At 60.1% G+C, this 22,486-nt stretch carries 21 protein-coding genes; 18 read left to right on the top strand and 3 right to left on the bottom strand.

Annotated elements, in window-relative coordinates; genetic code table 11:
• The 12 genes from HF885_RS03450 (at position 1) to hflX (ending at position 13,164) form a co-directional block, all read left to right on the top strand.
• Positions 1 to 1,755, top strand: a complete 1,755-nt coding sequence (locus HF885_RS03450; RefSeq protein WP_170103543.1) for a helix-turn-helix domain-containing protein — start codon at positions 1 to 3, stop codon at positions 1,753 to 1,755.
• Positions 1,756 to 1,824: 69 nt separating this feature from the next.
• Entirely contained in the window at positions 1,825 to 2,322 is a 498-nt protein-coding gene (locus HF885_RS03455; RefSeq protein ID WP_170103544.1) for a YajQ family cyclic di-GMP-binding protein, read from the top strand.
• Positions 2,288 to 3,649 carry a 30S ribosomal protein S12 methylthiotransferase RimO gene (gene rimO / locus HF885_RS03460; protein ID WP_170103545.1) on the top strand — a complete coding sequence of 454 codons (1,362 nt, stop codon included), beginning with the start codon at positions 2,288 to 2,290 and terminating at the stop codon, positions 3,647 to 3,649. The genes HF885_RS03455 and rimO overlap by 35 nt, the downstream gene beginning before the upstream one ends.
• Positions 3,650 to 3,653: 4 nt before the next feature.
• Positions 3,654 to 4,253: a CDP-diacylglycerol--glycerol-3-phosphate 3-phosphatidyltransferase gene (gene pgsA / locus HF885_RS03465; protein WP_170103546.1), complete on the top strand. Its 600-nt coding sequence runs from the start codon at positions 3,654 to 3,656 to the stop codon at positions 4,251 to 4,253.
• Between the two features lie 219 nt (positions 4,254 to 4,472).
• Positions 4,473 to 5,573, top strand: coding sequence for a recombinase RecA (gene recA, locus HF885_RS03470; RefSeq protein ID WP_170103547.1), 1,101 nt, complete (start codon positions 4,473 to 4,475; stop codon positions 5,571 to 5,573).
• Positions 5,574 to 5,575: 2 nt separating this feature from the next.
• Positions 5,576 to 6,232, top strand: a complete 657-nt coding sequence (locus tag HF885_RS03475; protein ID WP_170103548.1) for a regulatory protein RecX — start codon at positions 5,576 to 5,578, stop codon at positions 6,230 to 6,232.
• 268 nt (positions 6,233 to 6,500) lie between these two features.
• On the top strand, positions 6,501 to 8,051 hold the full coding sequence (rny, locus tag HF885_RS03480; RefSeq protein WP_170103549.1) for a ribonuclease Y: 1,551 nt from the start codon (positions 6,501 to 6,503) through the stop codon (positions 8,049 to 8,051).
• A gap of 5 nt (positions 8,052 to 8,056) precedes the next feature.
• Complete coding sequence (locus HF885_RS03485; protein ID WP_170103550.1) at positions 8,057 to 9,139, top strand: ATP-binding protein; 1,083 nt, start codon at positions 8,057 to 8,059, stop codon at positions 9,137 to 9,139.
• A 101-nt stretch (positions 9,140 to 9,240) separates the two neighbouring features.
• Positions 9,241 to 9,558 carry a stage V sporulation protein S gene (locus tag HF885_RS03490; RefSeq protein ID WP_170103551.1) on the top strand — a complete coding sequence of 106 codons (318 nt, stop codon included), beginning with the start codon at positions 9,241 to 9,243 and terminating at the stop codon, positions 9,556 to 9,558.
• A 61-nt stretch (positions 9,559 to 9,619) separates the two neighbouring features.
• Complete coding sequence (gene miaB / locus HF885_RS03495) at positions 9,620 to 10,930, top strand: tRNA (N6-isopentenyl adenosine(37)-C2)-methylthiotransferase MiaB (protein ID WP_235927273.1); 1,311 nt, start codon at positions 9,620 to 9,622, stop codon at positions 10,928 to 10,930.
• Positions 10,927 to 11,868: a tRNA (adenosine(37)-N6)-dimethylallyltransferase MiaA gene (miaA, locus tag HF885_RS03500; RefSeq protein ID WP_170103553.1), complete on the top strand. Its 942-nt coding sequence runs from the start codon at positions 10,927 to 10,929 to the stop codon at positions 11,866 to 11,868. Before miaB ends, miaA begins: the two co-directional genes overlap by 4 nt.
• Complete coding sequence (gene hflX / locus HF885_RS03505) at positions 11,869 to 13,164, top strand: GTPase HflX (protein ID WP_170103554.1); 1,296 nt, start codon at positions 11,869 to 11,871, stop codon at positions 13,162 to 13,164.
• Between the two features lie 24 nt (positions 13,165 to 13,188).
• On the opposite strand, the gene HF885_RS10700 is transcribed toward hflX, so the two are convergent.
• Complete coding sequence (locus tag HF885_RS10700) at positions 13,189 to 13,950, bottom strand: heparan-alpha-glucosaminide N-acetyltransferase domain-containing protein (protein WP_170103555.1); 762 nt, start codon at positions 13,948 to 13,950, stop codon at positions 13,189 to 13,191.
• A gap of 7 nt (positions 13,951 to 13,957) precedes the next feature.
• Positions 13,958 to 14,623 carry a transcriptional repressor LexA gene (lexA, locus tag HF885_RS03515; protein WP_170103556.1) on the bottom strand — a complete coding sequence of 222 codons (666 nt, stop codon included), beginning with the start codon at positions 14,621 to 14,623 and terminating at the stop codon, positions 13,958 to 13,960.
• Between the two features lie 179 nt (positions 14,624 to 14,802).
• Here lexA and HF885_RS03520 point away from each other — a divergent pair, with 179 nt between their 5' ends.
• The 6 genes from HF885_RS03520 (at position 14,803) to trxB (ending at position 20,088) form a co-directional block, all read left to right on the top strand.
• Positions 14,803 to 15,279: a hypothetical protein gene (locus HF885_RS03520; RefSeq protein ID WP_206109748.1), complete on the top strand. Its 477-nt coding sequence runs from the start codon at positions 14,803 to 14,805 to the stop codon at positions 15,277 to 15,279.
• Between the two features lie 112 nt (positions 15,280 to 15,391).
• A complete protein-coding gene (gene nrdR, locus HF885_RS03525) occupies positions 15,392 to 15,844 on the top strand; it encodes a transcriptional regulator NrdR (RefSeq protein WP_170103558.1) in 453 nt (150 codons plus the stop codon).
• Entirely contained in the window at positions 15,837 to 16,283 is a 447-nt protein-coding gene (gene dut, locus HF885_RS03530; protein ID WP_170103559.1) for a dUTP diphosphatase, read from the top strand. The genes nrdR and dut overlap by 8 nt, the downstream gene beginning before the upstream one ends.
• 63 nt (positions 16,284 to 16,346) lie before the next feature.
• Positions 16,347 to 17,678 (top strand): NCS2 family permease, encoded by a 1,332-nt coding sequence (locus HF885_RS03535; RefSeq protein WP_170103560.1) that lies wholly within the window; start codon positions 16,347 to 16,349, stop codon positions 17,676 to 17,678.
• Positions 17,679 to 17,740: 62 nt separating this feature from the next.
• On the top strand, positions 17,741 to 19,018 hold the full coding sequence (locus HF885_RS03540; RefSeq protein WP_170103561.1) for a uracil-xanthine permease family protein: 1,278 nt from the start codon (positions 17,741 to 17,743) through the stop codon (positions 19,016 to 19,018).
• Between the two features lie 128 nt (positions 19,019 to 19,146).
• The gene (trxB, locus tag HF885_RS03545; RefSeq protein ID WP_170103562.1) at positions 19,147 to 20,088 is read left to right on the top strand and encodes a thioredoxin-disulfide reductase; all 942 of its coding nucleotides are present in this window, start codon (positions 19,147 to 19,149) and stop codon (positions 20,086 to 20,088) included.
• 676 nt (positions 20,089 to 20,764) lie between these two features.
• On the opposite strand, the gene HF885_RS03550 is transcribed toward trxB, so the two are convergent.
• Positions 20,765 to 22,417, bottom strand: a complete 1,653-nt coding sequence (locus HF885_RS03550) for a ClC family H(+)/Cl(-) exchange transporter (RefSeq protein WP_170103563.1) — start codon at positions 22,415 to 22,417, stop codon at positions 20,765 to 20,767.
• Positions 22,418 to 22,486: the final 69 nt, after the last annotated feature.

A 22,486-nucleotide genomic window follows, 5' to 3' on the forward strand; every position in this document is an offset into this window, starting at 1 on the left:
ATGCCACGTCCACGCTTTAGCGAGATGCTCGTCAACAGGAGGCGCCAGCTGGGCCTTTCGGTCAAGCAGGCCTCGAGCGTGCTGCGCCTCAAGGAGGAGGTGCTCATCGCCTTCGAGGAGGGCGACTTCGAGGCGATGCCCAAGAGCGGCTACGCACAGGGAATGCTGTCCTCCTACGCTCGCTACCTCGGCATGAACAGCCGCGAGGTCATCAACCAGTTCGCGAACGACCTGCGCGAGTGGGAGCGGCAGACCGCGGGCGGCAGGGCGAGAAGGACGAGGGCCGCGGGTCGCGACGAGCCCGTGTACGAGCTGCCGGGAGACCCCGCGAGCCGAAGGGCGAGCTACCGTGGCACGCCAGGCCTGCTGCCCACGTCCGGCGGTTTCGCGGGCGACCTCACCACGTTCTCCGCGGTGTCGAGCCCCCGCCCCAAGAACTCGCGCCCGAGCCCGCTCGTGAACTACCGGCAGAGCATGCAGCGCGCGACGGGCGACGATGCCTACGGACAGAGCTACCAGCAGGGGTACGGCCAAGGCTACCGGCAGGACGCCGGCTACAGCCGCGACCGGGGCTATGCCACCGGCGCGCCGCAGGGAGCGTACGGCCGCGTCTACGACGAGGACAGGCGATACACGGGACGGGACGTTCCCGTGCGCAGCGGAAGGCGTCGCACCCAGCAGCAGGGTAGGTACCGCCGCCAGCCCGACGAGTACGGCAACGCGGCGCGCTACACCGGTCGCGAGGGCAGGGCGGAACGCGCCGCGCGGGACAGCGTCATGACGCAGGACGTTTCCGGCCAGTACGTGGACGACCTCCGCTACGACGACGCGCGTCCGTACGAGGCCGCGTCCACGCGCTCCGGCCGCCAGTCGTCTCGCAACATCGCGAACATGCAGCGCCCCAACGTGCGGCGCCGTCCGCCGCAGGGCGGACGCGGCTCGCGCCAGCAGCGCGACGGCCGGCGCCGGGCCCCGCGTCACGGCGGCGTCCTGGGCGTCGTTGAGGCGTTCTTCTCGGATGGTCGCCGCGCCGCGGCGTTCGCGCTCGTCATAGCGGCCCTCATCATCACGGTGGTCATCATCTCGTCCGTGAGCTCGTGCGTCAGGAACCAGGGCGCCACGAGCGAGAAGACCGTGTCCGTGTCGACGTCGAGCTCCTCCTCAAGCACCAAGAAGAGCTCGTCCAAGACGTCGACCGAGAAGAAGGAGGCGGAGGAGGCCGCGGCGGCCGCTGCCGCCGAGAAGAAGGCGAAGGCCGAGAAGGAGGCCAACACCGAGACGAAGGTCACGGTGTCCGTGGCCGACGGCGAGGTCTCGTGGGTCGAGATCGAGGTGGACGGCAAGAGCGACGTTGCGGAACAAGTGACCGGCCCGTGGAAGAAGACGTACACGGTCACGGACTCCATCACCATACAGGTGAGCAACCCGACGGCCGTCTCCGTCAAGAAGAACGGCAAGAAGCAGAAGTTCGACTCGAAGACTGCGGGCGTCGGCTCGATCACGATCCAGGGCACGAAGGTGACCAAGACGGACGACGCCTCCAGCTCGGACGACGCGACGTCCACGAACGGCCAGGCGACCGATTCGGCAACGGGTACGACGGACGCGACGTCCACGGACGGCCAGTCCACGGACTCGACGAGCGGCACGTCGACGGACGCTGCGACGACGTCGACGCAGCAGACCGGAGCCACGTCGACCCAGACGACCGGCACCTCGACGAACCAGACGGGCCAGACGACGGACAACGGATAGGTTTTCGATTCGCGAAGCGGGCGGGACGCGAGGCCGCGCCCCGCGACCGCGTAAGAAGGGAGATGAGGCATGGCCAAGGAATCAAGCTTCGACGTGGTGTCGAGCATTGACATGCAAGAGGTGGACAACGCGTACCAGCAGGCGGCGCGCGAGCTCACGCAGCGCTACGACCTCAAGCAGAGCAACGCCACGATCGAGTTCTCGCGCAAGGACGAGACGTTCACCGTCACGGCGCCATCGGAGTTCGTGGCGGGGCAGGTCGTGGACGTGCTGAACGGCAAGCTGGTGAAGCGCGGCATAGAGCTGGGCGCCCTCAGGTGGGGCGAGCTCGAGCCAGCTACGGGCGCGGCCGTCAGGCGCCGCGCACAGCTCGTGCAGGGTATCGACAAGGACACCGCCAAGAGAATCTCGAAGGACATCCGCGACCTCAAGCTCAAGTGCAAGGCGACGGTCGAGGGCGACAAGCTCCGTGTGAGCTCCGCATCGCGCGACACCCTGCAACAGGTCATCGCCGCTCTAAAGGAAAGGGACTATGGACAGCCTCTCCAGTTCACCAACTACCGCTAGCCCGCAGCGCTGCCTCTTCGTCACGCTCGGCTGTGCAAAGAACGAGGTCGACACGGACCGCATGCGCTCGCTTCTGATAGACGCGGGCTACGGCGTCGCGGAAAACGTCGACTCCGCGGACGTCGTCCTCATCAACACGTGCTCGTTCCTGGCGTCCGCCACGTCCGAGTCCATCGACACCACGCTGGACCTCGCGGACGAGGTCAGCGCAGGCGTCCGCAAGAAGCCCATCGTCATGTGCGGTTGCGTGCCGTCGCGCTACGGCGACGACCTTGACGACCAGCTGCCCGAGGTCGCGGCTTTCGTGAAGGCCGACGAGGAGGACGGCATCGTGTCCGTCGTCGACTCCGTGCTCGGCAACGACGGGCGAGAAGGGCGTGCGGACCTCACCGGCACGCACCGCACCATCGAGGGCACGAGCGCGTTCGTGAAGATCAGCGAGGGCTGCGACCGATTCTGCGCGTTCTGCGCGATCCCCTACATCAGGGGTCGTTACAAGTCGCGAGAAGAGCAGGAGATCCTGGACGAGGTGTCCTCGCTCATGGAGGGCGGCGTCCGAGAGGTGGTCCTCATAGGCCAGGACACCGGCATCTGGGGCACGGACCTGGGCGACGGGCGCAACCTCGCCTACCTGCTGCGCAGGGTCGCGGAGGTCGTGAGGCCGTACGACGGCTGGGTCCGCGTGCTGTACCTGCAGCCCGAGGGCATGACGGACGACCTCGTGAGCGTCATCCGCGACGTGCCTGAGGTTCTGCCGTACATCGACATCCCCATACAGCACTGCTGCGAGCGCGTGCTCAAGAGCATGGGGCGCTCCGGCTCCGAGGGGCAGCTGCGCCAGCTCTTCGCGCGCCTTCGCGCCGAGATTCCCGGCATGGTGCTCCGGACCACGGGGCTCGTCGGCTTCCCGGGGGAGACGGAAGAGGAGTTCGAGGCCCTTCTCGACTTCTTCAAGGAGCAGGAGTTCGACTACATGAGCGTCTTCCCGTACTCGAAGGAGGACGGTACGAAGGCAGCCAACATGGAGGGCCAGGTTCCCGAGGACGTCAAGATGGACCGAGCGCAGCGGCTGCTCGACGTTGCGGAGGAGCTTGGATTCAGTGCCACGGCAAAGCACGTGGGCGAGAGGGTTAAGGTCATCATCGACGGCGTTGACGATTCGGACGACGGGGTGGAGCTCATCGGTCACACCTGGTTCCAGGCGCCCGACTGTGACGGTGCGGTTCACATCGAGTCCGGGGAGGCGACGGTTGGCGACGTCGTGACGGTCGACCTCGTGGATTCGTTCTGCTATGAGTTGGTCGGCGAGATTGTGGATGGAGAGTAGCCTGATGGCAGGAAAAAAGAGCAGTATTTGGACCCCGGCGAACATCGTCACGTCCATTCGAGTCGTATTCGTGCCGATTTGGCTGGTTGCGGCCGAGGTCTGCGGCTCCGGCGACGGCAAGGCGTTCTCTGGTGCGGCGCTGTTCGTCGCGCTTTTTTACATGGTGCTGTCCCTCACGGACAAGCTCGACGGCTATCTTGCGCGTAGTCGCAACGAGGTGACCACGTTCGGTAAGTTCCTCGACCCGATCGCCGACAAGCTCGTCGTCATCGTGTCGCTGTGCTTCCTGCTGGAGCAGGGCGCGGTTTCCGCGTGGGTGCTCCTCATCATCGTCGCGAGGGAGTTCCTGGTGTCCGGCCTGCGCATGGTCGTGGCCTCCGAGGGCACCGTCATCGCGGCGAGCAACCTCGGCAAGTGGAAGACCGCGACCACGATGGTCTCGATCTCCGGCCTGCTGCTTGTGCGCGCGCTTCCCGCGGGGCCCCTGTACACCGTCCTTCTGGGGATCTCGAACGTGCTGCTGATAATCGCGGTCGTCCTGACGGCATGGTCTGGCATCGACTACTTCATGAAGTCGTGGCGCTACATTGCGGACGCAGACTAACCTTCTGCAACCTGAGTTGAATATCGCAAACTAGTTTCGGTACTTGGGACTCGGCACCACCGGGTCCTTTTGTTTTTCTCATGCGGCTCGCATGGCAAAGACTTCGGCAAAGCAAATGAGAAGCATCTGCGAGTGCGCTGCGCTAACATGGGGTGTCAACGTTGACATAGAACGGTTGTTCGTATAAGATTGCGACTGGTAGCAGAGAAGGGGAGGGCAATGGCCAAGAGCAAGGGTTCCGTGCGCGAGGTGCACGAGAAGACGTACGGAGAAGAGCGAGACAAGATGATCGACGCGACCACGTCCGAGATCATCAAGAAGTTTGGCAAGGGCTCCATCATGAGGTACGGCGATGATGGCCCGGACCTCGAGATCGAGGCCATTCCGACTGGCTCGCTCGCGCTGGACGCCGCACTCGGCATAGGTGGTGTTCCACGCGGCAGAATCATAGAGATCTACGGTCCCGAGTCCTCGGGAAAGACGACCCTCTCCCTCGAGATCCTGGCAGAGGCCCAGGCGATGGGTGGCGTGGTCGCATTCATCGACGCGGAACACGCCCTCGACCCAGGATATGCGGCGAGGATCGGCGTCGACATCGACGAGGTGCTGATCTCCCAGCCGGACACGGGAGAGCAGGCGCTTGAGATTTGCGACATGCTCGTTCGCTCCGGCGCCATCGACGTCGTCGTCGTTGACTCCGTTGCGGCACTCGTCCCGCGTGCGGAGATCGAGGGGGAGATCGGCGATACCACGGTGGGACTGCAGGCGCGTCTCATGAGCCAGGCGCTTCGAAAGCTCGCGGGCTCCCTTGCGAAGTCCAAGACCACGTGCATCTTCATCAACCAGCTTCGCGAGAAGATCGGCGTCATGTTCGGCAACCCCGAGACCACGCCCGGCGGCCGAGCCCTCAAGTTCTTCTCGTCGGTGCGCATGGACATTCGCAGGATCGACTCCATCAAGAAGAACGGCGACGTCATCGGCAACCGCGTCAGGGTGAAGGTCGTCAAGAACAAGGTGGCTCCCCCCTTCAAGCAGGCGGAGTTCGACATAATGTACGGCACGGGCATCTCCAAGGAGGGCTCGATCCTGGACATGGCCGTCGACTACGGCGTCGTGGACAAGAGCGGCTCGTGGTTCACGTACGAGACGGAGCGCCTTGGACAGGGGCGAGAGGCGGCAAAGGAGTTCCTCGCGGAGAACCCCGACCTCAGGGACGAGATCGACCAGAAGGTGCGCGTCGCCTGCGGTCTCGCGCTCGGCGACGAAAGGGTCGGTGAGCCGGTCTCCAAGCCGGCCGATGGCGAGGGCAAGGAAGCTTAGGCATGGAGTCATGGGAGCTCAACCTCCCGAAAAGGGGCGAGGCTCGGCTCGGCGCGCGAAAGGCGCGCGCCGAGCTCGTCCTTTCGGAGGAGGGGTCGGAGCGAAGGCTGTCGATTCCCGTCGTGGTTGCGAAGCGTCTGAAGGGGATTGCCGACGAGAGGCCCTGGGCGGCCGATAGTGCGCGTTCCGTCATGGAGCTGGAACGGGACCTGGAGAGGAAGTGCTGCTCCGAGCGGGCGGAGTCGTTGCTTAACAGAAGGGACTACTCGACCGCCGAGATGAGGGCGAAGCTTCTGGAGGACGGGTTCTATGGTCCAGTCGTCGACGAGTACCTCAGGCGCGCGAGCGACGTGGGGTTGCTTGATGACGCGAGATACGCCGACGCCTTCATACGCTCAAAGGTGTCGTCAGGGTGGGGCGAGCGAAAGGTGTCTGCCGCGCTGAGGGCGAGGGGCGTCGACGCAGGATGCCTCGACGGCTGGCCATTCGAGTACTTCGACGAGGTCAACGAGTTCGAGCGCGCCTTGCAGATCGCATCCAGGAAGACGTTCTCGGAGCGGAACAGGTTCTCCAAGGTGGTTCGCTTCGTGATGGGGAGAGGTTTCTCGGGGGCGGTTGCATATGGCGTGGCCCACAAGATTTGTGACGATGCAGAGTGAGACTGCGTTTGCAGTAATTATGTTGCCAGAAGTACGACGCCTCATGTAAGCGGAAGGCCAGATTGACAGTCTGCCCGAATAAACTTACGATAAATGTGCCGTTTGAGTATTTTCTCGTCTGCTGTTATGGCAGCTGACGTTCATTAGTTGATATCTGTTCTGCTGACATAGGCTTTCCAGGGCCGGGATTTTCCTCTGATGGCGGGTTCTGCCAAGAATGGCAGTCTCCTGAACCACTATGCACGTTCATACATCAAGGAGCCCAGACATGGAAATCGTAATTGGAATTGTCTGCCTCGTCGTAGGCGCGCTCGTCACCTATTTCGTGGTCACGAGTGGTAACAACTCGAAGGTCCAGGAGGCCAACAAGGCCGTCGAGGACGCGAGGGAACAGGCGGAGCGCATCGCAAGCGACGCGAAGCACGACGCGGAGACCGCGAAGAAGGCCGCGCTCGTAGAGGCGCGCGAGCAGATTCTGCAGCTGAAGCAGAAGTCCGAGTCTGACGAAAAGAAGCGCAAGCAGGAGATCCAGAAGCTAGAGAACAGGATCATGCAGCGCGAGGAGTCTCTCGACCGCAGGAATGACGCGCTCGACCGCAAGGAGCACCAGCTCTCGAGTCTCCAGGGGCAGCTAGACAAGCGCAAGAGCGAGGTGGACCAGCTCTTCCACAAGCAGACCTCGGAGCTCGAGCGCATCGCCGACCTCACGAGAGAGGATGCGCACCAGGAGCTGCTGGACAGGGTGCGTTCCGAGGCCGTCCGCGACGAGGCCCAGATCCTGCGCGAGTCGGAGCAGCGGGTTCGCGCGCAGGCTGACAAGACCGCACGAGAAATCGTCTCCACGGCCATTCAGCGCTGCGCCGCCGACCAGGCCGGCGAGATCACCGTCACCTCCGTGCACATTCCCTCCGACGACCTCAAGGGTCGTATCATCGGTCGAGAGGGAAGGAACATCCGAACCTTCGAGCAGGTAACGGGCGTATCCCTTGTAATCGACGACACGCCCGAGACCGTCGTTCTCTCGAGCTTCAACCCCGTCCGCCGCGAGACGGCGCGCGTGGCGCTCGAGAACCTCATCGCGGACGGCAGGATTCATCCCGCGCGCATCGAGGAGATGTACAAGAAGGCCGAGAAGCTCGTGAGCGAACGCGTCCAGGAGGCTGGCGAGCAGGCTGCGTTCGACGCCGGCATCCACGACCTGCACCCGGAGCTCGTGAAGACGCTTGGCGCGCTGCGTTACCGGACGTCGTTCGGGCAGAACGTGCTGCAGCACTCGATTCAGGTGAGCGAGCTCTGCGGAATCATGGCGTCCGAGCTTGGCCTCGATCCCACTCCCGCCAAGAGGGCGGGGCTCCTCCACGACCTCGGAAAGGCAATCGACCACGAGGTCGAGGGCCCGCACGCGGTGATTGGTGCCGACCTCTGCCGTCGCTATGGTGAGAAGCCCGAGATCGTGCACGCGATCGAGGCGCACCATGCCGACATCGAGCCCGACACCGTCCTCGACGCCCTCGTCCAGGCCGCCGACGCCATCTCGGCCGCACGACCTGGTGCTCGTCGCGAGTCCGCCGAGAACTACATTAAGAGGCTCGAAAAGCTCGAGGAGATCTCGAACGCCCATGAAGGCGTCGAGCGCACCTACGCCATGCAGGCCGGTCGCGAGCTCCACGTCATGGTTGAGCCCGAGAAGATCTCCGACGCCGAGGCCACGGTGCTCGCCCACGACATCGCGAAGCAGATCGAGGACGAGATGGAGTATCCCGGTCAGGTGCGCGTCGTCGTGATTCGCGAGTCTCGCGCGGTCGACATCGCAAAGTAGCTGCGATGTCCGATTCTGCGTCAAGCCTCGTGGACTTCGTCGCCTCCATGGGCGGCGAGAGGTCGCTGAGGGTAGAGGAGAACTACGGAGACGGATTCGTCCGTCTCCGGGTTGCCGAGGCCGAAAGGCGTCAGGCAAAGCACGACATCCGCTGCATCGAGGACGTCGTGATAGAGATGCTTCGAAACTCGCGCGATGCCGGTGCCGAGAACATCTTCGTCGCGACGACGCGCGAGGGCGAGAAGCGCTACCTCACCGTCCTCGATGACGGATGCGGCATCCCGGAGGAGATGCAGGACAGGATCTTCGAGGCACGTGTGACCTCGAAGCTCGAGTCAGTCCACATGGACCGGTGGGGAATTCACGGCAGGGGTATGGCGCTCTATTCCGTCAGGGAGAACGCCGAATCCGCACGGGTGATGTCATCGGCACCGGGACTTGGCAGCGCCATCAGGATCGTCACCGACGCAGGGACCCTTGCGGAGCGAAAGGACCAGTCTACCTGGCCGACGCTCGGTACGGACGAGGAGGGCAATCAGGTCGTCGCCACGGGTCCGCACAACATCGTGAGAACGTGCTGCGAGTTCGCGCTCGAGGAGCGGGGGAGATGCAACGTGTACTTCGGGTCGCCCGCCGAGATGGTGGCGACGGCCCGAAAGCGCGTCAAGCCTACGGTCGAAGGCTCTTCTCTACTGTTCATCGACGACCTGGGCGAGCTGCCCGTGTTGGAGAGGATGCATGCCGCCGCGGACGCCTCCGAGCTCATGAGGGTCTCGGCGAGCCTTGGGCTCGATATGAGCGAGAGGACCGCGCACCGCATCATAGCGGGCCAGATACATCCGCAGCGGAGCGTGTTGAAGCGGCTCACGCACAAGAGCGACAAGTCGATCGAACGCGCGATCGACCTCATGAAGGACAGGCGCGGCCTGAAGATATCGAAGGGGGACGCGGAGGAATTCTCGCGCGCGGTCGAGAGGGACTTCAGGATCCTTGCGGACAAGTACTACCTGAACCTCTCGGACGAGCCGCGAATTCGCGTGTCCCGCGGAAAGATCGTCGTGACGTTCGACATAGACGAATCGGATTAGAATCACGGGGATTGACGTTTGAGCAGGAAATGGTACCTTCAGTACGTCAATAACCCATACCAGAAACGAAACAGCTCGCAGCGTAATCAGGAGTTACAGAGATGGAGTTTCTCAAGGTCTCCAGCAAGTCGTCCCCGGCATCCGTAGCAGGTGCTGTCGCCGGCATGGTGAAGGACGGCGTCCCGGTGAACATGCAGGCGGTAGGAGCAGGAGCCGTCAACCAGGCCATAAAGGCCGTAGCCATCGCGCGTGGCTTCCTTATCCCCACAGGCGTGGACATTTCCTGTGCGCCCACGTTTGCCGACATCGAAATCAACGGCGACAATAGGACGGCAATTCGAATAGCGGTCTATGTCCATCGCCTGGTTCCCGCGGCTCGCACGGAGTCGTCGCCACACGAAACAACGGAGTTGGTCTAGCTTGTCTTACGTTCCACAGCTCGTAGGGAAAACCTACCACGTCCGAACGTTCGGATGCCAGATGAACCTTCACGACTCGGAAAGGGTGGCGGGTCTTCTGGACGACTGCGGTTGCGTCCAGGTAAGCGACGTCTCCGAGGCGGACATCGTCGTGTTCATGACGTGCTCCGTGCGCGAGAAGGCGGACACGCACCTGTACGGCGAGGCGTCGAACCTGGTGAGGTTGCCAAAGCCGCCCTGCGGGAGGCGCGTCGTTGCCATAGGCGGCTGCATTGCGCAGCGCGATGGCGAGGCCCTCAAGAAGAAGATTCCCAACGTGGACGTCGTGTTCGGCACGAGCGCGCTCGCGTCCGTGCCACAGCTCCTGGTGGACGCCTTCGAGGACGGCGACGATGGAGAGGTGTTCGTCGACACGGTCGAGGAGGGCAGGGGCTTCTCAACGGAGCTTCCGAGCCATCGCGAGCAGCAGTTCCACGCATGGGTTCCCATCATGACCGGTTGCAACAACTTCTGCACGTACTGCATCGTGCCGTACGTTCGCGGACGCGAGAAGAGCCGTGTCTTCGAGCGCATCGTGGACGAGTGCCGCCGCCTGGTGGACGACGGCGTGCGCGAGGTGACGCTGCTCGGCCAGAACGTCAACTCGTACGGCAAGGACCTATATGGCGAGCTTCGCTTTGCGGAACTGCTTCGCGCGGTGGGAGAGACGGGTGTCGAGCGCATAAGGTTTACGTCATCGAACCCGAAGGACCTCTCGCCCGAGATCATCACCGCCATGGCGGAGGTGCCCAACGTGATGCCGCACCTGCACCTTGCAGTCCAGAGCGGCTCGTCGCGAGTGCTGAAGGCCATGAACCGTAGCTACACGCGAGAGCAGTACATCGACCTTGCGAAGAGGATCAAGGCTGCCGTTCCGGGCATCGCGCTTACCACCGACATCATCGTCGGGTTCCCGGGGGAGACGGAAGAGGACTTCGAGCAGACGCTCACGCTTGTCCGCGAGGTGGGCTTCTCATCCGCGTATACGTTCATCTATTCCAAGCGTCCGGGCACGCCTGCTGCGAAGATCCAGGATGACACTCCGCGCGAGGTGATTCAGGAACGCTTCGACAGGCTTGCCAGGCTCGTTGAGGACCTAGCGCACGATGCGAACCAGGTCGACCTGCACACGACGGTCACGTCGCTTGTGGAGGGGACTTCGAAGCGCGACAGCTCCGTGCTCGTGGGACACAGCCCGAAGAACCAGACCGTCCTGTTCGACCTGCCCGAGGGCAAGGTGGCAGGGGACTTCGTCGGCAAGATGTGCGACGTCGAGGTAGACGTCGCGAAGACGTGGTACCTGCGGGGTAAGCTGGTCGGCGAGCCGCGATGAGCGACGACAGGCCTAGGCTGATAGCGATCGTGGGGCCGACCGCCTCGGGCAAGAGCTCCCTTGCGGACGAGGTGGCCCTGCGGCTTGGGACGTCGGTCGTGTCGGTGGACTCCATGCAGGTGTATCGCGGCATGGACATCGGCACGGCGAAGGAGCCCAAGGAGTCAAGGCGCGTTCCGCTGCTCATGGTGGACGTTGCGGACGTGAGGTTTGACTATTCCGCCCAGGTGTTCCAGCGGGAGGCGAGGGCCCGCGTGGACGGGTTGCTCCAAAACGGCAGGGTACCCGTGCTGTGCGGCGGCACTGGCCTCTACCTCGACGCCGTGATCGACGAGATGGACTTCCCGCGCGGTACGAAGGGCGGCGACTCAAGGCGCAAGTACGAGGAACTGGCTCGTCGACAGGGAGCCGCGTCGCTGTGGGAGATGCTCAGGAGCCGTGACGCTAGGAGCGCGGAACTCATACACCCCAACAACGTACGCAGGGTTGAGCGTGCGCTCGAGTTGCTGGACGAGGGAACGTCCTACGCAAAGGAGCACGAGGGGCTCAAGAGACACGCCCCGCATTACGTCGCATCGATCTTCGCAACGGTTCGTAGGAGAGAAGAGCTGTACAGACGAATCGATGCCCGCGTGGACGCGATGATGGCAGCGGGCTTGGTGGAAGAGGTCAAAGCCCTTCTCGACCAGGGCCTGCGGGAATCGACTACCGCAGCGCAGGCCATAGGGTACAAGGAAGTAGTCGAGTACCTGGACGGAAACTGCGGGCTCGAGGAGTGCGTGGAGACGATAAAGCTCAGGTCGCGGCGCTATGCGAAGAGGCAGCTGTCATGGATACGACGCGACGGCAGGGCGCGAGAGGTCGACTTGGATGCCATGACGATCGAAGAGGCATCAGAGTTTGTGATTGACGGCTTCAAGAGCGATGGAGATGAGTAGGTGGGAAGGTTCAAGCCACTTTACACCGCGCCGGTCCCCGAGAGGGCGATTCTGGTGGGCGTCGACATGGGCGATTCCGAATGGTCGATCGAGGAGTCCATGGACGAGCTTGAGCGGCTGGCTCAGACGGATGGCGCGGAAGTAGTCTACCGGATGGTACAGAGGCTGGACGCACCCGTACCGAAGACGTTCATTGGAAGCGGCAAGTCCGAGGAGCTCGTAAGCCTTGCGAGGAACCTGGAGGCGGACGTCGTCATCTTCGACGACGAGTTGACTCCGTCACAGCAGTCGAACCTTGAGCGTATCGTCGGCCGCGACGTAAAGGTGATTGACAGGACCGCGCTGATACTCGACATCTTCGGCGAACACGCGAAGACGAACGAGGGAAGGCTGCAGGTTCAGCTTGCGCAGCTGCAGTATGTCTACCCGCGCCTCAGGGGCATGTGGAGCCACCTTGTGGGCGAACAGACCCGCGGAGGAATCGGAAGCCGCTTTGGACAGGGCGAGAGCCAGCTCGAGGTCGACAGGCGTCTTGTGAGGAAGCGCATCTCCTGGCTAAGGAAAGAGCTTGACAGGCTCGAAACGCGTCGCGGAGTCCGAAGCAAGGCGAGATGGGACTCTGGCGTCTACCGGGTTGCCCTCGTTGGCTATACGAATGCCGGCAAGTCAACTCTTCTTAACAGACTCACGAACGCCGGAGTCTACGTCCAGGACGAGCTGTTCGCAACTTTGGACCCTACTACACGCGCCATGGACCTTGAAGAGGGCAGGAGGATCACCGTTACAGATACGGTGGGATTCATACAGAAACTTCCAACCATGCTTGTGGAATCCTTCAAGTCGACCTTGGCGGAAGTCACGGCGGCTGACCTCATACTTAAGGTGGTAGATTCCAATGACAGGAATGCTGGCAAGGAAATCGCTGCCGTAGACTCGATTCTGAAGGAGATAGGCGCAGACGAGATCCCATCGGTTGTCGTATATAACAAGATGGACCTGCTTGACGAAGATGAAAGGGCTCACCTGCTTGCATCGAATCCCGAATCCGAGTTCATCTCTGCAAAAGAGGGCACGGGGATAAAGGGCTTGCTCTATCGCGTTTCGCAAGAGGCCTCTCGCGGGGATAAGACGATAACGGCCTTGATACCGTACGAGAAGGGCTTACTCATGAAGATGGTTCACGAGAGATGCCAAGTCATCAGCGAGAGATACGAGCAGAAGGGCCTGTTGGCTACCGTCAAAGCGTCCGCAAGAATGTATGAGACGCTCAATCCTTATAAGGTCGAGGAAGAGTAGGGAAGACCACGAAGCCGCAGTAAATCAACCCATGAAGGGCAATGAGAGAAGCAGCAGGACAGGCTGGTGGAGCAGGTAAATTGGAAGAGCATGGCGTCCCACGCACTCAAGTGGGGCGCCTTTTAGCTTCGAGAACCACACTGGAAACCCGGACTTTTTCACATGCGTAGTGAGGGAGTTTGCGGAGAGATAGAGGAACGCATAGGGGATAAGGGGATAGTAATCACCAGAAGAGAAGGACGGTCCTGGAAATCCGGCCCAAGAAAGCCAACCGCAATCATAGAGCCCTCGCGGAAGAAAGACTCTTTGACCAAGGAGAGATAGGTACCCCTGAGGAACGTGGAGGGAAGAGAGAAATAGGAGCGCTAGAACAACGGCTCCGAATATTCCCTTGGGTAGGATCCTCAGTCTATCCAGGATATAAGTCGTAAGAGTACATGCCCCCATACAGAAGATGATGCCAAAGTTGATAGGAATGTCCACGCGCGCGACTGATGTCGCGACAAATATGAGGAGAGCTACGAATAGGTATTTGCCCGCTCGTCGTAGGTTGTCATGCGAGTAGGAGTACATGGAGCCGGCAACAAAGACAAACGTCCATGAAATGCTTGCCCTCCATATATCTACGAAGGGCGGAGCGAAGAAGTCCAGGTGGACACCCGCGAGAAACCTAAGGTCATAGCAATAGTGGAACAGAACCATCGATATGACCGAAAACCCACGTATCAAATCAAACGCATGGACTCGATCAAGAACGGCACTCTCTGTGGCGTCTTTGCAAAGCATAAGATCCTTACGAGATGGACCTGAAGAGACCTGTCACCCTGCCGAGAATTATGGGATTTTGAACATAGATTGGCTCCATCGAGTCATTCTCGGGCTGAAGTCGAATGCGGTCCTTCTCGCGGTAAAACGTCTTGACCGTTGCAGAATCATTAATCAGTGCCACGACAATCTCACCGTCATGAGCATCGTGTTGCTCCTTCACAACGATGTAGTCGCCGTCGAGGATTCCGGCGTTAATCATCGAGTGACCATGCACCCTGAGAACGAATGAGCTTGCATCGCCAACAATGCTTGTCGGAAGGGTGAGTGTCTCTTCGACGTTTTGCTCGGCAAGTATAGGTATGCCCGCGGCAACCCGACCAACCAGGGGCAAACTGATGGAGTTCGAATCCAAATCCTGTCTAATCTCCGCAACTCCCTTAGTGCCGATGGCGGAGTTGGAACGACGTCCTTCCCCGTCAACAACCTCAATCGTACGAGGCTTCTTTGAGTCGCGCTTAATGTAGCCACGCTCCTGGAGAACCTTGAGGTGCATGTGCACGGTCGACGGGGACGCAAGGCCGACTGCCTTCCCGATTTCACGCACCGAGGGTGGGAAACCGTGCTCGTCAGTGTATTTGCAGATGAAGTTGTAGATATCTAGCTGACGCTTGCTGAGTCGGTCCTTAGACATGTTCTCCTCCTTCGACTGATGCAATGATATTTCATTTGCCAAATGAATTCAAACAGATGTTCTGATTTGCATTGACACAAACATATGTTCTCCTTAATATCGTACCTATGTTCGGAGTCGAATTGATGTCCACCGCCTCGATTAAAACAGGTGGCAACAACTTCGAGAGAGAAGACAATATGAGCAACGCAACTCAGCGCAAGTACACGAGCTATAGCTTTACCACCGACGGATCGCTCGCACTTAGCCCGCAAAGCCATACCTTTGTAGTTATTTCCGGCAACGTTACGAAGCCCGCTTGTGTAAGCAGCCGAAATCAAGGCAGGGTTCGCAACGGACAAGAAGGCGAGAGAGGCGACCGGATCGGGCCGGTGTCAATCGCGGTTCTCGCTCTTGCAATAGTTGCGAGCGTGGTAATTGGAAGCTTCGGCATTCAAGTGGCGGAAGCCTCGAGAATTTCCCATGCTTTCGAAGACGTTAAGGTCAGCAAGGTGGCTGCAAAGCAGGGATCGTCTATATGGTCATATGCAGAGATGTGCAAAGTTAAGGGCGTATCGACTAAAGAGATTGCAGACTGGATTCAGAGCAAGAATGATGTCGGCGTTAACGGACTGGTACCCGGCACTGAGATTGTTTTGCCAAACTATCAAGCGTAAGTTTCTCTCTTTTACTACTAATATTTCGTGAAATGATTCAATTTCCTCCTGAGCGGTTTTGATTGTGGGAATTGTGTTAATCTTCCTACTGTAAAACTGTAAGGGAGGTATTTTGCGCTGTCCCAAATGTGGCTGCACCGAGTCAAAAGTCGTTGACTCTAGGCCTTCTGAAAGTAATGACGCGATTAGACGTAGGCGTGAGTGCGTGAAGTGTGGCACTCGTTTCACTACCTATGAGCGACGGGAAGAAATGCCGCTTCTTGTCATAAAAAAGGATGGTTCCAAAGAAACCTTCGATAGACAAAAGATCATGCGAGGCCTCGTCGCTGCGACGGTCAAACGCGACGTGCCTTTGGAACGTCTCAATGCACTGATCGACGATATCGAGTCATACCTCAGAGACCATGGTATGACTGAGGTTGAATCGCAGGAGATTGGTAAGCTCGTCCTGCAGAGGCTCGTTGTAATTGACAAGGTGGCCTACGTCAGATTTGCATCTGTGTACAGGGACTTCAAAGACGTTGACGAGTTCAACGAGGAGCTTAGGAGTCTTGCGGATGAATAGCAGGCAAATCAATCTGAACATACAGAGGCTTGACAATGATGTCGAGCTGCCCAGATACGCATATCCGGGGGATGCAGGTCTTGATCTGAGGTCGAATGCGGACCTGGTTATCGAACCCTTTGAGCGAAGGTTAATCCCCACGGGTCTTGCCATCGCAATTCCGGAGGGATACGCGGGGTTTGTGCAGCCGCGCAGTGGGCTTGCACTAAGGCAGGGCCTCTCTTTCCCCAATACTCCCGGACTCATCGATTCACACTATCGTGGTGAGCTGAAGGTTGTGGCCATCAACCTTGATCCGCACAATCCTATCCGCATCAAGAGGGGCGATAGAATTGCCCAGCTCGTGATACAAGAGGTGCCCGTTGTCAGTCTCGTCGAGGTTAAAGAACTGGACGAGACTGACAGGGGATCTGGCGGTTTCGGTTCAAGTGGCGTTTAGACGCCTTTTGGATAGGTCTTTCGACCTGAGTATCTGTTTGTCTGTACCAAGAGGGGGAGTTCCATGGACAAGTTCTTTCATATTGGGGAAAGGGGTTCGTCGATCAGCGATGAGCTACGCGCTGGTCTCACGACGTTCCTCGCCATGGCCTACATCATTGCGGTAAACCCCGCAGTGCTAAGCGGCGCCGTACTGGGCGCTGACGGTAAGCCTCTGACCAGTGCGCTGGTCACTGCCACCTGCGTTGGCGCCGGCATCATGACCATCATCATGGGTCTCGCCGCAAATCGTCCGCTCGCCTGCGCCTCTGGCCTTGGCGTCAACGCGATGATTGCCGCAGTCACCCCTGGAATGTGCGGTGGCGATTGGCATGAGGCCATGGGCATCGTCTTCGTCGAGGGCATGGCCATCCTCATCCTCGTCCTTTGTGGGCTTCGCGAGAAGATCATGGACGCGATTCCTGTCAGCCTTCGACACGCAATCTCCGTTGGCCTCGGTCTTTTCATCGCAATGATCGGCCTCGTGAACGCCGGCATCGTCGTTGCTGGAAAGGGTACCGTCGTTACCCTCGGCAACGTATACGACCCCGCGTTCATTGTTGGCATTGTATCCATCGTCGCAACGCTCATCTTTGCTGCTCTTAACGTTAATGGTGGAATCCTCTTCGGCATCATCGTTGCCGTTCTCGTAGGAATCCCCCTTGGTGTGACTGCCGCTCCCAAGGGCATCGTAGACGCACTGGACTTCTCTACGGTCGGCGCTCCTTTCATGTCTGACAAGAACGGAACCATGGGGCTGATCAAGGTATTTGCGAACCCGACGGCCCTTGTTTTTGCGTTCTCGCTCATGATGTCTGACTTCTTCGACACCATGGGAACTGCAATGGCCGTTGCTAAGAACGGCGAGTTCCTCACCGAGGACGGCAACGTCGAGAACATCAAGGAGATCCTCATCGTCGACTCTGCGGCGGCTGCCGTGGGTGGCGCAATGGGTGTGTCCTCCATCACCACCTTCGTCGAGTCCGCCTCTGGCGCCGCTGACGGTGGCCGCACTGGCCTCACCTCCGTCACCACTGGTGTCCTGTTCATCCTCGCCGCTTTCTTCGCGCCCCTGATTTCCGTCGTCAGCTCCGCTGCAACCTGCGGCGCACTTGTCTACGTTGGTTTCCTCATGATGACTGAGGTCCACGAGATCGACTGGACCGACCTCCTGCAGGGCTTCCCCGCATTCCTCACTACCGCTGGAATCGCAATGACCTACTCAATCTCCTCCGGCATCGGCCTTGGCTTCATCGCCTATGGCCTCACCGCCATCGTCACTGGCAAGGCCAAGGAGATCAAGCCGTTGATGTGGGTCGCCATCGTGGCGTTCATCATCTATTTCCTGATGTCCTAGTCTCGGCTCACGAGGGCCCGGCACCGCCGGGCCCTTTTTTGCAAGTAAAGAAAGGGGAGCGCATGGCTCACCACGAAAGAGAAATCATAGGCGTCGACGACCGCGTGTCTGTTGGACGTGCCATACCTCTTGGCATCCAGCATATGATGAGCATGTTCGGTTCCACCGTCTTGGTGCCCGTCCTCACGGGTCTCAACCCGAACGTCGCCATCATGTGCTCCGGTATCGGAACGATCTGCTACCTGCTCGTCACGCGCAACAAGATTCCAAGCTACCTTGGCAGCTCGTTTGCCTTCATCAGCCCTATCCTCGCGGCGACCGCGGCGACGGGAAGCATACACACGGCACTCTCGGGCGTCGTGGTTGCCGGCCTCGTGTTCCTTGCTACCGCAGGGATCATCAAGCTCGTCGGTACCGGGTGGCTCGACAGGCTCCTTCCGCCCGTACTTGTCGCCTCGGTCATGGTCGTCATTGGAGTCGGCCTTTCTGCGACCGCAGCGAAGATGGCACTTAACTCGTCAACGGATTCGTTTGTGGCAAGCGGTGCGATAGTCGCTGCAATCACGCTTGTCGCGGCGGTGGTCTTCTCCAGCATGGGAGGCCTCATCGGAACGCTGCCGATCCTCCTTGCCATCATCGTCGGCTACATCGTTTCCAGCTTCTTCGGGCTCGTTGACTTCTCGAAGGTCGTCTCCGCCCCCTGGATCGGCCTTCCGCCCATTCAGGCGCCGCACTTCGATCCGGGTGCCGTGGCCCTCATCGCCCCTGTCGCTATCGTGGTAGTTATCGAGCACATCGGACACCTCCTCGCGGTTGGTGAAATCGTTGGCAAGGACTACCGAGAGATGCTTCCTCGCTCACTTGCAGGCGACGGCCTGTCCACGCTCATCTCTGGCTTCCTTGGAGGTCCTCCCACCACGACGTATGCCGAGAACATCGGCGTCATGAGCGTCACCCGCGTCTACTCTACGCAGGTCTTTTGGTATGCGGCTGGCTTTGCGCTGCTGGTAGGCGGCTTCTGCCCCAAGCTCGCTGCGTTCATCAACTCAATCCCCGTCCCCGTCATGGGCGGCGTGAGCCTCCTCCTGTTCGGCCTCATCGCGTCGAACGGCCTTAGGATGCTTGTGACCAATCATGTCGACTTCGACGAGAACCGTAACCTCATGATTGCGTCCGTCGTCATCATCCTTGGCGTCGGCATGGAGACCTCCGGCATCTCCATTCCCATTGGGTCCTACACCCTTCCCGGAATGGCCACGTCCACGCTCGTGGGAATCATCATGAACCTGATTCTTCCGCCCGCAAAGCCAAAGAACGAGGCTGTGGATAGCCAGAAGTAGGAAGACGAGAAAAGCTTCCAAGTCCGTAATCGGCCGCATGCATTTTGTATGTGGCCGATTATATTGTGCGCTATTTAAAATAGTCGGGTATAATGCTACTAGAACAGACTCCGAAGAAGGGACCCGACATGGATCAGATCAAGAAGGACCTTGTCATTATCGGCGGAGGGCCAGCCGGTCTATCTGCCGCCATCTACGCTCAGAGAGCTCTTCTCGACAACGTCGTCCTGGAGCAGGAGGCGGTTGGAGGACAGGTAATCCTCACGAGCGAAGTCGACAACTATCCAGGCGTTCCTCACACCGATGGCTACAGTCTCGTCGAGGCAATGCAGACCCAGGTCAAAGACCTTGGCGGAACCATTCAGATGGAAGTTGTCAGAAGCGTCGAGAAGAACGGGGACGTCTTTGTCGTCACGACCTCGGAGCACGAGTACGTTGCCAAGGCAGTGATCGTGTCTGGTGGTGCTACGCCGCGGCATGCGGGATTTGCCGGCGAGAAGGAGTTTGGCGGAAGGGGAGTGTCCTACTGCGCCACATGCGACGGCATGTTCTATCGCGGCAAGCGGATCTTCGTTGTCGGAGGGGGCAACTCCGCGGCAGAGGAGGCGCTCTTCCTCACCAAGTTTGCGGATAAGGTAACCATGGTCGTGCGCAAGGACCACATGAGGGCTCAGGCGGCCGTGCAAAGCCAGGTCGAGAAGAGCGACAAGATAGACGTCATGTTCAACTCGAAAGTGGTTTCCGTCTCTGGAGACGGCCTCCTTGAGTCGATCACGTTTGAGGACACCGTTACGGGTGAGAAGACTACGCAGGACTTCGATAAGGGCTCGTTTGGGGTCTTCGTGTTTGTGGGACGCGTTCCCGCTAGCGAGCTCGTGCGCGACCTCGTCGAAAGGGATTCGAGCGGCTACGTCATAACGGATGACCACATGGCAACCGCCACGCCAGGACTCTATGCGGCCGGCGACATACGTCAGAAGGCACTCAGGCAGATTGTCACGGCGGCCTCTGACGGCGCCATTGCAGCCACAAGCGTCGCGGGATTCCTTGGGCAGCCGGTTGAGGGCTAGTTTGTTGAAATACGCGTACTGTTACGCCGCCCTTGTATCAAGGGCGGCGTTTTTGCTGCTTGTTGACTTGTAACTTGAGAGTTCTGGAAAACTCTCAAGTATATTATGTAACGTTCAGGCTACCTTTCAGCTCTCTAGAAGACATGGTTGAGGGTTGCGGTGGCTCCTGCAACCTGTCGGGCATGAAGCTTGTCGGGCATGGAGCTTGACTGGCCACGCTCCCTACGTAGCGCAGGGGCGTAAATGGTAGTGACTGCGGAGGGTTACGTTGCGGACGAACTGCAATTACGGATTGGCAATCACCAAGCACGTCCGGCCGCGTACCTTCATGTGCCATCGGGTGCGTTGATAGTATTGGGACGTGCAACATGTCCGGATGATGTGATGACTCCTGCGTATGGGAAGGCGTTGTCGTGATACTTGCTGGGCGCTAGGCTGCGACTGACGGACCAACGTGGGAGCACGCGGAAGACTCAGGTGCCATTTTCGATTAGGTGTGGTTCTGGCAATAGCCGTATCAGCCGAGAGAGAGGATCCGGTAGTCGCAGCACGGTCCATGAACTAGTAAGACAGGCGTACGGTCAAAGTTGACTTAAAACCGTGATAATATATCTTATGTAAAGTAAGAGTGTTTCTCCCATACGAGACATCGATGCCCAAGGCCGTCCAGCTTCCCCTACCTCGAGTCGTGTTCCGCCCGAAGCTTGCGAATCTGGTGGCGCAGGCGCGACGACTTCGGTCTCCAGTTGGACGTAAGCGAGCTTCCGAACATCTGCCACAGCTGCTCGCGCACCTCGTCCTGCCTGTTGGCGTCCAGAATCAGCAGCAGGTTGTCGAGTGCCTGGAGCTTGACGCTTCCCGTGGGAACGACCTCCTCGCCGGCGCGGTCTATCAGGACCACGCGCACGGACTTGGGCCACGCGATGTCGCGGATGAGCTTACCCTCGCACTCCGACCCGGCGCCCACGACGAAGTTCTGCAGGCACTTCTCGCCGTTACCGTTCAGGCGGTCCGAGTCCTTGTGGCCCATGTTGCCCAGAAGGCGACCCAGAAGATGCTCGTAGAACGCGTCGACTTGCAGAAGGTTTGCGGTCACGTAGGAAAGGATGGACACGATTGAGACGGACAGCAGCGCGTCCATGCTGCCCGTGAGCTCGAACGCGAGCACGACCGCCGTGACGGGGGCCCTCACGACCGAGGCAAACAGACCCCCAATGCCCAGGACGATGAAGTTCGTGACGAAGACGGAAGGGAGTCCCAGATAGCTGACGGCAAGCCTGCCGAACAGGCAGCCGAGGAGCGCTCCCATGACGCAAAGCGGGAACAGCGTGCCACCAGGGGCTCCGGAGCCAAAGCAGAGCGTCGTGAAGAGGTACTTTCCCAAGAGGAGAAGCGCTATCGTCCCGATGGCGAGCGACTGCTGCTGCGCGAGGCGCTCCACGATCGCGTCACCGCCGCAGGCGAGGTCTGGCGCCAGGAAGATGAGGACACCTGAGGTGAGGAACGGGATGATGAGTCGTGTGTACGGCGCGTGTCGGCTGATCTTGTCGAACTTCTCCGTCATCCAGAACATGCCGCGGTTGTGCGCGGCACCGGCGATGCCGCAGAAGATGCCGAGCGCGATGACGAACGCGTAGCTGTGGTGAGGCAGGTCTGCCGCGAACACGAACTGCAGCACGGGCCTCACGCCCAGAACCTGGGACACCACGAAATCGGAGCTGATGGCAGCTGCCATGACGGAAACGATGAGCGGGGCGTTGAACTCCTTGTGGATCTCCTCGATTGCGAAGAGTACGCCCGTGAGCGGCGCGTTGAACGCCGCGGACATGCCGGCCGCCGCTCCACAGGTCGTGAGTAGGCGTTCCTCTCCCCTTTCGCGCCCCATCAGCTTCGAGACCGCCTTGCCGGCCATGCCGCCGAGCTGGACGCTTGGTCCTTCTCGCCCGAGTGAGAGGCCACCCAACGCGCAGAGCGTGCCCTCGACGAACTTGGCGGAAAGCACGCGCCACCACGGCATGTCGAGGCGGCCGATCACCTCGGCGTCGATCTGCGGGATGCCGGAACCCTGCGTGTAGGGCTCCCATACCATGAGACGGCAAACGACGCCGCAGATAACGACGAGAAACGCGAACCACAGGGGCAGGAACGCCCAGTTGGACTGGATTGCGGCCGCGATGGCGCGCAGGAGGGTCTCGGCGTGCGAGAGCGCCAGGCGGTAGAGCGAGACGACCGCGCCTGCCGCAACGCCCACGAAGAGGCCCTCGCCGATCATGTATACCTGGAAGCGCCGCGAGAAGTGCCTGCTCACGATGTCCTTGCGTCTTGCCATGCGTCAGTCCATTCCGCGTCCAATGAGAGGCACCTGCCAGCGGAAGCCGACAGGTGCCCGATCAAGCTA

The organism is Parafannyhessea umbonata (genome assembly GCF_012844235.1).
GTDB lineage: Bacteria > Actinomycetota > Coriobacteriia > Coriobacteriales > Atopobiaceae > Parafannyhessea.